Consider the following 13,903-nt stretch of genomic DNA (forward strand, 5'->3'; position numbering starts at 1 on the left):
CATGAACAGCCGATCCGGGCAGAGTGTATGAAGTCCCATGCGCCAGGTGATGCGCGATCAGCCAGCAGAACCTTCGTCGTTGTTACCATTTTCGCTGGGGCTGGACCCTTCGGAGCCGTTTCCGCCACCGTTGTTGCTGTCGCTACCCTTGCCGCCGCCGCCACCGTTGCCGCCGCCGCCGTCCTTGCCGCCGCCGCCGCTGTTGCCGCCACCGTTGCCGCCGCTGTTGCTGCCGCCGCCGTCCTTGCCGCCGCCGCCGCTGTTGCTGCCGCCGCTGCTGCCGCTGCTGCTGCCGCTGCTGCCGTTGTTGCCGCTGCTGCTGCCGCTGCTGCCGTTGTTGCCGCTGCTGCTGCCGCTACTGCCGTTGTTGCCGCTGCTGCTGCCGCTGCTGCTACCGCTGCTACCGCTGCTGCTACCGCTGCTACCGCTACCGCTGCTGCTACCGCTGCTACCGCTACCGCTGCTGCTACCGCTGCTGCTGCTACCGCTGCTGCTGCTGCTACCGCCGCTGCTGCTGCTGCTGCCACCGCTGCTGCTACCGCCGCTGCTATCGCCACCGCTGCTGCTGCTACCGCTGCTGCCGTTGATGCCGCCACCGCCGAATTCCGCTTCGCCACCCAAGGCGCTTGCTGCTGCAGGATCCCCGATCGACGCGGTGCCGAAGTCAGCGAAGGCAAGCGCCAATTCCGGGCACTGTTCCAGCCAGATCGCCAGGTTCCGTTCGTAGTTCGGATTGCTGCGGATGCTGGCCACAACCTCCGGCGTGAAGTCTTCAACGGTCAAATCGCAGAATTCGACACCGTTGCGTTCGGCTTGTGCGGCCGAGTACTTGCTATAATACGCATCCGCGACAATCGGCACAGGCTGTGGTTGAGCACAGGCCGCAATGATTGTCAGCAAGCTGCCAGAGCACATGAAACCTATGAAACTTTTTTGTGTCGTGAACATCTGTTTCACTCCTATCAAATATCTGGAGCCAATGCTCCTGAGACGCGCCCCCATCTCTCAAGGCATCAACCTATCAATAAGATTAGGTATTGGAAAATGAAATGTGACTGAAAAAAGGCCGCCGTTGCCGTAATGATACCGTAAATCGAAGGGATTACGACAATAAGTAGACAACCTTATCGTGTTGTTGCGGCCTTGGCCTGAGGCGGGTCGGTCGGGACCTGCCTGAGAATAAAACAAATATATTCAACAGTTTGAGGTCGGGTGTCGCTGATGTGCGAACCTTCGGCCGAGGTTAAGGAGGTCGATTCTGACACTTTAACCGTTAACGCCGCGCCATTTTTATCCCGCTTCTCGCCCCATTTGCGGCTGGTGTCGCAGGGTCTCAATTTACACGTAAAAGACGAATATATTGTTTCGGAAGGGCGTTCAATACGACCAAAACTGCGAAATCATCCCACTGAACGCAGGCTGGTGATAAAGTTGTGTGGTGAATTGAGGGAGAGACTCACTATTCGAAGGCATGGGTCGATGTCAGGATTTTGGCGTTCTGACACCATTGATGATCAAAAATATATATCTTGGGGTAGACATTTTTGACGCCGCGTTGATCCCGTGCTGCGGGCGGTGCCCAGACGGCATGTGGCCGGCGCTTGGCGCCGGCGGTCAGGCAATCAGATCAGATCAGGTCTTCCATCGCATCCAGAAGGTCCTCGATCGCGGGGCCGATCGTGTCCCAGTTCTGCAGCGGCGCCCCGGCGCCGATATCGGCCTTGAGACGCTGCTCGATCGACCGCGCCATGTCGCCGACCTCAGGGTATCCCAGTGTTCCCGCGACGCCTGCGATCTTGTGGGCGATCTGCGCGATCTCGGTCACCGCGGGGCCCGGCTCTTCGCCTTTGCCGATGGCGACGGTCAGCGCCTCGATCTGCAGGATGCGGTCTGTTGTGAGATTGATGAAAACGTCATGCGCCGCACGCAGCACCTCTGGCAAGCCTGCGGGCAGTTGTTTGGAGGCGCTCAGGTTCATCGCATCAGTTCCACTGTTTCTGCGCGTTCTGTCCATCCTCGATCCCGATCTGCGCCGACATGCGGGCGCGGTCGAGAAGCGACGATACTTCGGCCCGCTGGCTGAAGATGCTGGCCGAAACCGGCCGTCCGACCTGGATCAGCGGGGTGGGCAGGCCCAGGCTGTTGTAAAGCTTCTGGTAGCTTGCGACGCCGTCGCGCACCTCGTCTTGCAGGCTTTTGGGGTCGCTGACGGCAGTACGGTTCGTGAGCACGACGAAATCGCCCTGGCCGGCATGGGCCATGCTGAAGGGCGAGGTCTTCAACGCCTCTGCGATCACGGTCGCCACATTTGCGAGGTAGTCGATATAGCCGACGTGATCGGTCAGGCGGAACGCCTCGGATGCGTTGGTCACGGCAAAGCCCATCGCGGCGTGACCGAAAAGCTGCAGGCGGTTCAGGGTCAGCAGGTGGTTCTGCATCGCCAGATATTCGACCATCCAACTGGCGCTGATCACCGACAGGGGGGCGTCGAACTTGATGTTGGATTTCGGCAGGTCGGACCAGGACTTCAGCTCGTCCAGCAGGTCAAGGGCACGTTGGCGTTCATCGACCAGCTGGCGCATGACCTGAAGCCGCGCGCGCAGTTCGATCTCGTCCAGGGGTTTGGTGAAATAGTCGGTGGCGCCCGCGGCAAAGGCGCTATCGACATATTTCTTGTCGGCAAGCGAGGTCACCATGATGATCGGCGTCTTGCGATAGACAGACATGGCACGAATGCGGCGGCAAAGTTCGACACCGTCCACTTCGGGCATTTCGATGTCCAGAAGGAAGCCGTCGAACAATTGCGGGCTGTTGCGGATGACCTTCAATGCCGCAGATGCCGAGGGCACACTTGTCACATCGTTATAGCCCAGCTGCGCCAGGGTGCCCTGAAGCACCATCTGAAACGCGCGATCGTCATCGACGGCGAGTATTCGAAGGTCTTTCATCCTGCCTATCCTCTCAATTCTTTCATCGCAAATTGGCCGTCGAATATGTCGAGAGTAGGGCGAATTCAGTTCATTTTTCAACCTATGCGGTGCTAATTTCGACCTCACGAGGGCGCCCCATGATGCCGCTGATTACGGAAATAAACTCAGCACCGCGGATCGGCTTCGGCATGATGACATCTGCGGTGCTTCCCGTGGCGGGTTGCTTCAGGATTTCCGCCTCGGCGGTGAACCTGATCACCTTGGTGTCGCGATTTGCGGAATTCCCGGCCCTGAGGTGCCGGATCACCCTGTCTCCATTGATGAAAGGCATGTTCTGGTCGAAGATCATCAGGTCGAAATCCTGCATCAGCGCCAGTTCAAGCGCCTGTCGCCCGTTCGCTGCGACAGTCAGGTCGATTTCGACGAAGTCGCTCAGCAATGATCTCACGATCTGCTGGGTCACCTCGTCATCTTCTGCCAAAAGTATCCTGAATTTCATCACAAGCGTATCGACCTTCACAATTGAAGCTCGCCATATTACAGGCACAAAGCGGGTTTTCCGCTCTCGTTCGATAATTTAAACAACTTTATCTGGCAAAAAAAAGAAATTGATAGGGTCTTTGTGAACCCTTTCTTGCCGATGTGGCAAAGATAACCCCTAAGGACGCGAGTCGCAGCCCCTTTTTCAACCTGTGGTCAGGGTCGTTATCGCGTGCAGCAGCTCGGCCCGCTTGAAGGGTTTCGCCAGATGCGTATCGAACCCGGCGATCAGGTAATCGGCGACCTGGTGCGGCATGGCATTGGCGGTCACCGCGATGATCGGGACCGGGTTCGCCCCTGTCGCATCCTCGTGGTCGCGGATTTCGGCCACGGCGCTGACACCGTCCAGAACCGGCATCGAGATATCCATCAGCACGATGTCAAAGGCCTGACCGCGCGCCAGGCTGGCGGTCCAGATGTCCACCGCCTCGCGGCCGTTTTCCACCATCGCGATGCTGATCCCGCTATCTGCCAGCATCTCCTCGATCACCAGGCGGTTGGTCTGGCTGTCATCCGCGACTAGCACGCGCATATGCCCCAGATTGACCGGTTGCTCTTGCGCGATGCTGTTTGCGCCTTCCAGAAGCGGATCCACCGGTTCGGCGGCGGGCAGGGGTAGCAACACCCGGATCGCCGTGCCTTCGCCAGGGGTGCTTTCGACCGAGATATCGCCCTGCATCAGGCCCACCAGTTGCTTGACGATGGACATGCCAAGGCCCGTGCCGCCAAAGCGCCGCGTGATGCTGCCATCGGCCTGTTCGAAACTTTCCAGCATGCGCGCGATCTGCACCTGGGTCATGCCCATGCCTGTATCGCTGACAACAATCTCGAGCGGGCTGCCCGGCTGGCATTGCATCGTCAGCGTGACCCGGCCGCGTTCGGTGAACTTGATCGCGTTATGCAGCAGGTTGTTCAGGATCTGGCTGATCCGGTGCGGATCGCCCAGAAGGGGCAGGGCGCAGCCGCTATTCGTGTGGACGCGGAATTCCAGCCCCTTTTCTTCGGCCCGGATCGCGTTGAGGGCCTGCACGGACTGTGCCACGTCATCAATCACAAAGGGAACCTGCTCAAGCTCCATCTTGCCGGCTTCGATCTTCGACATGTCAAGGATGTCGTTCAGGATGCTCAGCAGCGTTTCGCCCGAATTGCGGATCGTGCCGATCATCCGGCGCTGGCGATCCTCGGTCAGCATGCCTTCCAGCACTTCGGCCATGCCCAGAACACCGTTCAAGGGCGTGCGGATCTCGTGGCTCATGTTGGCAAGGAACATGGACTTGGACCGGCTGGCCCCTTCCGCCTGCGCGCGCGCCTGTTCGAGACGCGTGGTGGCGGCCAGTTCTTCCGTGATGTCATTGAACGATGTGACGACGCGCAATTCGTCATTCTCGCCGCGAATGGCGATGGCATTGACCGAAAGGCAACGCCTTGTGCCGTCATCCCATTGAATGGCAAAGCGGACATCGCGCACCGCGGATCCCTGGGCGACGGCCAGCGAGAATGGCAACTCCTCGTCCGGGATGGGCGAGCCATCCAGGCGGGTCGACCTCCACCTGGGCGCGTTATAGGTCAGGCCGGTGATCTCGTCCCGCGTCAGGCGCAGGATCCGCTCTGCCTCGGAGTTGGCGTAGATGATCTGGCCATCGCCGTCCATGACCACGATTGCGGCGATACTGGCATCCATGACCTGTTCCAGGAAGGTCTTGCCGGCTTCCAGATCCTGTTCCAGCTTCTTGCGGTCCGAGATGTTCAGATGCACGCCCCCGATGATCTCGGGGCTGCCGTCGGCCGCGAACTGGGTGATCTGGCTGCGCGACAGCACCCAGACCCAATGGCCATCCTTGTGCCGCATGCGGAATTCGCTTTCCGACAGGGCGGTGGCGTTATCGTCATGCACCTGGCTGATCGTGTCGAAGACTTTCAGATCGTCCGGGTGCACCAGCTTGCGGAAACTCCACAGATCCAGCGGCGGCATGTCCGCTTCGCCATAGCCCAGGATCTGGCGCCATTGACCGGCGACGGTCAGCCTGTGCAGGGTCTCGTTCCATTCCCAGGTGCCGATCGCGGCGCCTTCCATGACCTTGGTCAGCTGCTTTTCGACGATATCGCGTTCAGCCAGCGCGCTGGTCAGTTCGGCATTGGCGGCATCAAGCGCCTTGATCTCGTTGCGCCGGTCGGTGATGTCGATGGCCACGGTGATGCAGCCCCCGTCCGAGGTGCGTACATTGATCCGCCTGACCCAGCGCCCATCGGGGAGTTGCACCTCATCCGCGAACCGTGGTTGGGCGTAGATCCGCATCCGATCTGCCAGGATCTTTTCGAGATCCGCGCCGGGGCCGCCCCCCGGCAATGTGCCCGTCGTCAATCCGTGACGCAGGATGTCTTCCAGTTTTGCCGCATCGACCAGGGCGGGTTCCATCGGCTTGAACATCTTCCGATAGGCGTCATTGGCGATGACCAGACGATCTTCGGAATCAAAGATGATCACGCTGTCGGGCAGGGCATTCAGCGCGTTCTCAAGTCTCTGGCGCATCGCGTTCGCCTCGGCGGCCAGGCGCGCGACCTCGACGCGCTGGCGCTTATGCTCGGTGATGTCGGTCTCGACCGTCACATAGCCCTGCAAAGTGCCGTCTATGCCGAACAGCGGCTGCACGTTGAAATCAATGACATAGCGGTTGCCGTGGCGGTCCTGGTTGACCGTTTCGCCGCGGAAGGGCTGATTGTTGTCCAGCGCCACGTCAAGGGCGTCAGCCGTTTCGGGATCGCTTTCGGGGCAACGCACCAGATCCCGAAAGCGCATGCCCCGCACTTCGTCCAGCGACCAGCCGCTTTTCTCGGCAAAGGCCCGGTTGAACCAGACGATATGCCGATCGCGGTCCAGCACGACCACGAAATTGGTCATGGCTTCGACGATCTTGCCCATCTTCATCAGTTCTTCGCGCTGCGCGGTGTCATTGGTGACATCGCGGATCAGCAGGATCGCGGTCGGCCGGCCACCGGGCAGCGAGGAATCCTTGCGCGTGGCTGCGACCTCGAAGATGCGGCGCTCGCCGGCGATCTCGAGCGGATAGCGTACACCGTCGATCCGGCCGACCTGCAGCACGCGTTCCAGAATGTCGCGCGCGACCTTTGCCGTGGCGGGCGGCAACACCTCGTCCACCGAGCGGCCTTCCAGCGTGCCCTCGACCGGAACGCGCAGATGCTCGGGCCCGGCGACGAAGCCGGTATAGCAAGCGTTCTCGTCCAGTTCGAGCAGCAGATCGGGCATCGCGGACATGATCGCCTCGAACCTGCCCGCAGCCTCAAGGGCGGCCTCCTCGCGCAGGCGCAGGTCGGTCACATCCGATCCAACCCCGCGATACCCGGTGAACGTGCCATCGGCCGCCCAGACCGGCGAGGCGCTGAAGCGGAAAAAGGCCGGGCTTCCATCGTGATGACGCGCTTTGTAAACCAGGTCGCGAAACGGCTCGCGCGCTTTCATCTTCGCGCTGATCTGCAGATAGCCCGGATCGTCGGGGGCCACGCCGAGGATCTCGAGAAGGTCGTCGCGTTTCCGCCCGATCACCTGTTCGGGCTGCACCCCGTAGCGCGACACGTTTTGCGAGATATAGGTATAGCGGCCATCCTGGTCCTGTTCCCACAGCCAGTCATCGCTGATCCCGGATATGTCACTCAGCCGCGATGCGGCCGTGTCCCTTTCGGCCGAAGTCGCGTCAAGCCGCGCCCGGGCCACGGCCAGCTCTGCTTCGCGCGCCTTGCGCTCGCTGATGTCGCGGATCAGGAAGATGTACCCGCCCTGATCGTCATCCGTCGTCCCTTCGCGGCGCGAGACCGAGACCTCTACCCAGGTGTCCTGGTTGTCCGGTTCCAGCAGTTGCTCGACCCCGGTGATGGCCTTGTCACTGGTGACCTGCGCCATCATGCGGCGGTGTTCGGCGGCGATGTCGGGGCGCAGTACCTCTTCCAGGGTCTTGCCGATCATCGATTGCGGGTCCACGAACCAGCCGGTTGCACGATTGTGCCGCGCCGCGCGATAGACACCGTCCATGTCGACCTCAAGCAGCAGGTCGGGCAGGGCGGCAAGCGTCTGTTCCAGTTTTTGCTTGGTCTGTTCCAGGTCGATGAACGACTGGCGGCGCATCAGCGAGGACTGGATGACATCACCCACGGCGCGCAGCAGCTGGATCTGTTCCTCTTGGAAGGGGGCTTCCTGCTGCGTGCGGTCAAGACCCGCAAAGCCGACAAGTCTGCCGTTGTCCTGGATCGGCACCATCAGTATCGACAGGATGTCCTGCATCTCCAGCTGGGCCTTGCACGGGTCCGTATCGGGCAAATCCCTGGCCGCGGGAATGTGGACGACCTCGTCGCGGTCCAGCGAGTCGCGCCTGGATGACAGAAGCGATGTCGGCTGATTCTGCAGAAGCTGCCGCATGGGAGTCACGCCATCGGCGACCCATTCATGCGTCTTGTCCATGATGTCGTCTGACCGGAACAGGAAGACATAGGCCCGATCCGCCTGGCACATCGCGCCAATGCGACCCAGCATTTTCGTGATCGTATCATCAAGCTCTGATGCGGGGGTCCGCACCAGCTCGCTCAGACACGAGATCAAAAAAGTATCCTGCTTCACGCCTGTTCCTCTTGACCGGACCGGATCAGGCATATGTGGCGGCCAAGATACGTGCCCCGGCCTTGTCCTGCCCGACGATGCGGCAGAGGCCCTATGCCCTGCGCGCCCGGAGGTCTTTTCAACTGCCTGCCCGGCACCTTGAAATGGGCCGGCAACCAAGGATCAATCGTTACAGTCGGCCGCGTTTGACGGCTGAAACCCAGGGCGAAACCGCCCTGCATCGAAGTCTTCTCCGTTTCAATAACGGTATCAGGTTGGCCCTGTCTACAACCATGGAGTGATGCGCGACCCACAGCTGTCCGAATGGCGCAAGGACAACACAATCACAGAGTTGAAAGGTGGTAAAGGGCGGGAACAATTTGATTTCAGGGTTTCTTTTGATGCGCCTTCCGGTCGCTCCGGCCCCGTTGCCGGGTGATGGCGGTGCCGCGTGGCAGGGCGGCGCATGCCTGCGTCGCGCCTTGCCAGTATCGGTGCAACCTGCAACGCTGCGCGGGTCACGCAGGGAGGACACGATCATGGCAGGACCGCTTGCAGGATTGAAACTGGTCGAGATGGCGGGGCTTGGCCCCTGTCCCCTGGCCGGGCAGCTTCTTGCCGATCTGGGCGCGCAGGTCGTCGTGATCGATCGTGCGTCGGCGCCGGGCGATCCAACCGATGTGAACCGGCGCGGCAAGCAGTCGGTGGCGCTGAACCTGAAATCTGCCGAGGGGCTTGAGGCGGCGCGCCGCCTGATCGCGGGCGCCGATGTGCTGATCGAAGGGTTTCGCCCCGGCGTGATGGAAAAGCTGGGTCTTGGGCCGCAGGAGTGCCATGCGCTGAACCCCGGTCTGGTGTTCGGGCGGATGACCGGCTGGGGACAGCAGGGACCGCTGTCCATGACGGCCGGGCATGACATCAACTATCTGGCATTGTCCGGCGCGCTTGGCGCGATCGGCACGGCGGATGGCCCGCCGATACCGCCGCTGAACCTTGTTGCAGACTATGGCGGCGGCGCCATGTTCCTGGTGTTCGGCGTGCTCTCGGCGCTCTATGAGCGTGGACATTCGGGCAAGGGGCAGGTTGTCGATGCCGCCATGGTCGATGGTGTGCCCGCGATGATGGGGCTGATCCATCAATGGCTGGCCAGGGGGCAATGGGGGCAGGGGCGGGGTTCCAACCTGCTTGACGGCGGCGCGCCCTTCTATCGGTGCTATGCCACGCGCGACGGGCGCGCGCTGGCGGTCGGCCCGCTGGAGCCGCAGTTCTTCGCACAGCTTGTCGACCTTGCCGGATTGCCGCCCGAACACCGCGCCGACCAGATGGATCCCGCCACCTGGCCCGATCGCTGCGCGGCCTATGCCCGTGTCTTTGCCAGCAGGACACGCGACGAATGGATGGCCATCTTCGCGGGGTCGGATGCCTGCGTAGCCCCCGTGCTGGATTGGGACGAGGTCGAGGATCACCCCCACAACGCGGCGCGCGGCACCTTCCTGCGGGTGGGCGATGTGATGCAGGCCGCCCCTGCGCCACGGTTCGACCGCACCCCTGCCGCCACGCCCGCCAGCCCGGGCGCGGCCGGGCGCGACACCGACGCTATCCTGTCCGAACTGGGCTATGGCCACGCCGAGATTGCGCGCCTGCGCGCCGCAGGGGTGCTGACGTGACCCGCGCTCAGAACGCGCTGTCCTTGACCGCCTGCATCGAGACATGGGTCGAGGTCGAGCCGACATAGGGCAGGGTCGAAATCACCTCGCCCAGGATCTGGCGGTAGGCCTGGATGTTGTGGCTGCGGATCTTGAGCAGGTAATCGAATGAGCCTGCGATCATGTGGCATTGTTCGATCTCGGGCACGTCCATCACCGCGCGGTTGAAGGCCGCCAGCGCCTTTTCGGTCGTATCCGTCAGCCGCACCTCGGCGAAGGCGACATGATCCAGGCCCAGCTTGGCCGGATTGAGCACCGCACGAAACCCCTGGATATATCCCTGATCCTGAAGCCGCTTCATCCGCACCTGGCATGGGCTTTTCGACAGCCCCACTTTCTTGGCCAGGTCGGTGATGGCGATCCGCCCGTCCGTGCTGAGTTCGCGCAGGATCTTCCTGTCGATCCGGTCAAGTGCGTCTGTTTTCTGCTCGTCCGGCATGCTTTTTCCTTCAAGATCTGACAAATGAAATTCAAACGCCTTGTCGGCGCTTGATCAACAGGAAAATTGGCTGTCACGCATCTGCTATCCTTGAAACAGGTCCAATTCCCGGATTCGTTGATGAGGTTTGCCATGTCCCGCCTTGCTGCCCTGCGCGAAAACATTCGCGCCACCCACCACATTGCCGAAGATGCCGTGCTGGCAGGTCTGCGCGACAAAATGGCCCCGGATGCCGCGATCCGGGCTGCTGCGGGGCGCCGCGCGGTCGGGCTGGTGCAGGCCATCCGTGGGGCCGGGCGCCCGGGCCTGATGGAAGTGTTCCTGTCCGAATATGGCCTGTCCACCAATGAGGGCATTGCCCTGATGTGCCTGGCAGAGGCGCTGCTGCGCGTGCCGGACCGTGAAACCATCGACGACCTGATCGAGGACAAGATCGCCCCCTCCGAATGGGGCGCACATCTGGGGCGGTCCTCTTCCAGCCTTGTGAATGCCTCGACCTGGGCCTTGATGCTGACCGGCAAGGTGCTGAAGGAAGACCAGGCCCCCGGTGTTGCCAATGTGCTGCACGGCGCGGTCAAGCGTCTGGGCGAGCCGGTGATCCGGTCTGCCGTCAGCCGCGCCATGAAGGAACTGGGCCATCAGTTCGTGCTGGGCCGCGATATCGGCGAGGCGATCAAGCGCGGCGGGGCGCGGGCGGCGCAGGGCTATACCTTTTCCTATGACATGCTGGGCGAGGCCGCGCTGACCGCGCGCGACGCGCAGAAATACCACGCCGCCTATGCACAGGCCATCGCCCGGCTGGCGACCGAATGCACCAACAGCGATATCCGCGCCAACCCCGGCATCTCGATCAAGCTCAGCGCGCTGCATCCCCGCTACGAGGTGGGCCAGCGCGACCGCGTGATGGCCGAACTGGTTCCCGCCACGCTGGAACTGGCGCTGGCCGCGCGCAAGGCCGGCATGGGGCTGAACATCGACGCGGAAGAGGCCGACAGGCTGGACCTGTCGCTGGACGTGATCGAGGCCGTGCTGCGCCATCCCGGCCTGGCCGGCTGGGACGGGTTCGGCGTGGTGGTGCAAGCCTATGGCAAGCGCGCCGCCCCGGTGATCGACTGGCTGCATGCCCTGGCCGGTGAACTGGACCGCCGCATCATGGTGCGTCTTGTCAAGGGCGCCTATTGGGATACCGAAATCAAGCGCGCGCAGGTCGAAGGGCTGGATTGCTTCCCGGTCTTCACCCGCAAGGCGGCAACCGACGTGTCCTACCTGTGCTGCGCGCACAAGCTGCTGGGGATGACCGACCGCATCTATCCGCAATTCGCCACCCACAACGCGCAGACCGTGGCCGCGATCCTGGAAATGGCGGGCGACCGCAGCACCTTCGAATTCCAGCGCCTGCATGGCATGGGCGAGGTGCTGCATGACGTGGTGTTGAAAGAGGCGGGCACCCGCTGCCGTATCTACGCCCCTGTCGGTGCGCATCGCGACCTGCTGGCCTATCTGGTGCGCCGCCTGCTGGAAAACGGCGCCAACTCCAGCTTCGTGAACCAGATCGTGGACGAGGATGTGCCCCCCGAAGTGGTGGCCGCCGATCCTTTCGACGCGCTTGAGGGCGCGGCGGGCGTCAGATCCCTGGCCGTCAAGGATCCCGCAGCGCTCTATGCGCCGGAGCGGCCCAATTCGCGCGGCTACGACCTGCACGAGGCGCGTGACCTTGACATGATCGACACCGCCCGCGCGCCTTTTGCGGCCCCGCATCAATGGCAGGCCGGTCCGCTGGCTGCGGTGGACCTGTCCGCCGCCGAAGTGGTCGAGGCGATCAACCCGGCCGATCCCGCCGACATCGTGGGGCGCACCGCCATCTGTTCCGCCGCCGACGCCGAGGCCGCGATTGCTGCGGCCCAGCCCTGGGAGGCTGACGCCCCGACCCGCGCCGCGGTGCTGAACCGTGCCGCCGATCTCTACGAGCAGCACTTCGGCGAGATTTTCGCCGTGCTGTCGCGCGAAGCGGGCAAGACACCAAAGGATGCCATCGCCGAACTGCGCGAGGCGGTCGATTTCCTGCGCTATTACGCGGCGCGGGGCCTTGATGCCCAGGGTCCGGCGCGCGGCCTCTTCACCTGCATTTCGCCGTGGAACTTCCCGCTTGCGATCTTCACCGGCCAGATTGCCGCGGCGCTTGCCGCCGGCAATGCCGTGCTGGCGAAACCGGCGGAAACCACCGCGCTTTGCGCGCATGTGGCGGTCGGACTGCTGCACGAAGCCGGCGTGCCGCGCGCCGCGCTGCAACTGCTGCCCGGCGCGGGGTCCGTGCTGGGGCCGGTGCTGACGGGCGATGCGCGTGTAGGCGGGGTCTGCTTTACTGGCTCGACCGTGACCGCGCAGCGGATCAACCGGACCATGGCCGAAGGCATGGCGCCCGATGCCGCGCTGATCGCGGAAACCGGCGGCCTGAATGCGATGATCGTGGACAGCACCGCGCTGCCCGAACAGGCGGTGCGCGACATCGTCGCCTCGGCCTTCCAGTCGGCCGGACAGCGCTGTTCGGCGCTGCGGGTGCTCTACCTGCAAAAGGACATCGAAAAGCCGTTCCTCGAGATGCTGTTCGGTGCGATGGACGAATTGCGCCTTGGCAATCCCTGGCATCACGATGTTGACGTGGGCCCGGTGATCGACGCCCGGGCACAGGCCGATTTCGCAGGCTATATCGAGGCGGCCCGCAAGGCCGGCACGCTGCTGAAGGCGATGGAGGCGCCCGCGCAGGGCCACTTCATCGGCCCCGCCGTGATCCGCGTCAGCGGTATCGAGGCGCTGGAGCGTGAGGTGTTCGGCCCGATCCTGCATGTCGCCACCTTCCGCGCCGATCAGATCGACGCGGTGGTGGATGCGGTCAACGGGTGCGGTTTCGGGCTGACCTTCGGGATGCATACCCGCATCGACGGGCGGGTCGAACAGGTGACATCGCGGCTCAAGGTCGGCAATGCCTATGTCAACCGCAACCAGATCGGCGCGATCGTCGGCAGCCAGCCTTTCGGCGGCGAGGGCCTGTCAGGCACCGGCCCCAAGGCGGGCGGGCCATCCTATGTGCCGCGTTTCCTGCGCGCAGAGGTCATGGATCATGCAGGTCAGGCCGGCAAACCTGCTGATGTGGGAGCGGTGCAGGCCCGGCTTGACCAGCTCAAGGGGTTGGAGCTGGCGCGTCTTTCGGTGACCGATCTGCCGGGGCCGACGGGGGAATCCAACCGCCTGTCCACCTTTGGCCGGGGCATCGTTCTTTGCCTTGGTCCGACGGCGGCGGATGCGACCGAACAGGTGCGGATCGCGCGGGACAATGGCTGTCACGCGCTGGCCGTGGCGCCGGGCATCTCGGCCGCGCTGGGCGTGGACGGGGTGCTGCCGAGAGGCGCGCTGGAACATATGCGTGGCTTCGATCTGGTGGCGCTCTGGTCCGACATGCGTGACCTGCGCGCGGCGCGGCGTGCGCTGGCGGCTCGCGATGGGGCGTTGATCGGGCTGGCCTGCGGAACGGATCTGGCGGCGCGTTGCCGGATCGAACGGCATATCTGCATCGACACGACAGCAGCGGGCGGCAACGCCGCCCTGCTGGCCGCCGAGGCCGAAGAGGGGGCGATGATCGCATCCATGTGATCGCGCTATCCCTGTTTGATCCGGCGTGGCTCTT

At 63.1% G+C, this 13,903-nt stretch carries 8 protein-coding genes; 2 read left to right on the top strand and 6 right to left on the bottom strand.

Annotation, left to right across the window (positions count from 1 at the left end; translation table 11 throughout):
* Window positions 1-57: 57 nt before the first annotated feature.
* From ACFQ3C_RS05855 to ACFQ3C_RS05875, 5 genes are all read right to left on the bottom strand, one after another.
* Window positions 58-948 (bottom strand): hypothetical protein, encoded by an 891-nt coding sequence (locus ACFQ3C_RS05855; RefSeq protein WP_380789555.1) that lies wholly within the window; start codon window positions 946-948, stop codon window positions 58-60.
* Between the two features lie 679 nt (window positions 949-1,627).
* Window positions 1,628-1,978, bottom strand: a complete 351-nt coding sequence (locus ACFQ3C_RS05860) for an Hpt domain-containing protein (protein WP_380789557.1) — start codon at window positions 1,976-1,978, stop codon at window positions 1,628-1,630.
* A gap of 4 nt (window positions 1,979-1,982) precedes the next feature.
* A complete protein-coding gene (locus ACFQ3C_RS05865; protein ID WP_380789558.1) occupies window positions 1,983-2,948 on the bottom strand; it encodes a response regulator in 966 nt (321 codons plus the stop codon).
* Window positions 2,949-3,030: 82 nt separating this feature from the next.
* Window positions 3,031-3,450: a response regulator gene (locus ACFQ3C_RS05870; protein ID WP_380789559.1), complete on the bottom strand. Its 420-nt coding sequence runs from the start codon at window positions 3,448-3,450 to the stop codon at window positions 3,031-3,033.
* A gap of 165 nt (window positions 3,451-3,615) precedes the next feature.
* Window positions 3,616-8,097, bottom strand: a complete 4,482-nt coding sequence (locus ACFQ3C_RS05875) for a PAS domain S-box protein (protein WP_380789560.1) — start codon at window positions 8,095-8,097, stop codon at window positions 3,616-3,618.
* A gap of 518 nt (window positions 8,098-8,615) precedes the next feature.
* Between ACFQ3C_RS05875 and ACFQ3C_RS05880 the strand changes: the two genes are divergently transcribed.
* Complete coding sequence (locus ACFQ3C_RS05880; protein WP_380789561.1) at window positions 8,616-9,743, top strand: CaiB/BaiF CoA transferase family protein; 1,128 nt, start codon at window positions 8,616-8,618, stop codon at window positions 9,741-9,743.
* 7 nt (window positions 9,744-9,750) lie between these two features.
* Here the strand turns inward: ACFQ3C_RS05880 and ACFQ3C_RS05885 are convergent, their stop codons facing one another.
* The gene (locus tag ACFQ3C_RS05885) at window positions 9,751-10,221 is read right to left on the bottom strand and encodes an Lrp/AsnC family transcriptional regulator (protein WP_380789563.1); all 471 of its coding nucleotides are present in this window, start codon (window positions 10,219-10,221) and stop codon (window positions 9,751-9,753) included.
* A gap of 132 nt (window positions 10,222-10,353) precedes the next feature.
* Between ACFQ3C_RS05885 and putA the strand changes: the two genes are divergently transcribed.
* Window positions 10,354-13,869 carry a bifunctional proline dehydrogenase/L-glutamate gamma-semialdehyde dehydrogenase PutA gene (gene putA, locus ACFQ3C_RS05890; RefSeq protein WP_380789565.1) on the top strand — a complete coding sequence of 1,172 codons (3,516 nt, stop codon included), beginning with the start codon at window positions 10,354-10,356 and terminating at the stop codon, window positions 13,867-13,869.
* The last annotated feature ends 34 nt before the right edge of the window (window positions 13,870-13,903 follow it).

The organism is Seohaeicola saemankumensis (genome assembly GCF_042678485.1).
In the GTDB taxonomy this organism is placed as follows: Bacteria; Pseudomonadota; Alphaproteobacteria; order Rhodobacterales; family Rhodobacteraceae; genus Seohaeicola; species Seohaeicola saemankumensis.

Bases quoted from the DNA above. Each gene is read 5' to 3' on its own strand.
- ACFQ3C_RS05855 (WP_380789555.1), bottom strand. From the start codon at position 948: ATGTTCACGACACAAAAAAGTTTCATAGGTTTCATGTGCTCTGGCAGC.
- ACFQ3C_RS05860 (WP_380789557.1), bottom strand. From the start codon at position 1,978: ATGAACCTGAGCGCCTCCAAACAACTGCCCGCAGGCTTGCCAGAGGTG.
- ACFQ3C_RS05865 (WP_380789558.1), bottom strand. From the start codon at position 2,948: ATGAAAGACCTTCGAATACTCGCCGTCGATGACGATCGCGCGTTTCAG.
- ACFQ3C_RS05880 (WP_380789561.1), top strand. From the start codon at position 8,616: ATGGCAGGACCGCTTGCAGGATTGAAACTGGTCGAGATGGCGGGGCTT.
- ACFQ3C_RS05885 (WP_380789563.1), bottom strand. From the start codon at position 10,221: ATGCCGGACGAGCAGAAAACAGACGCACTTGACCGGATCGACAGGAAG.
- putA (WP_380789565.1), top strand. From the start codon at position 10,354: ATGTCCCGCCTTGCTGCCCTGCGCGAAAACATTCGCGCCACCCACCAC.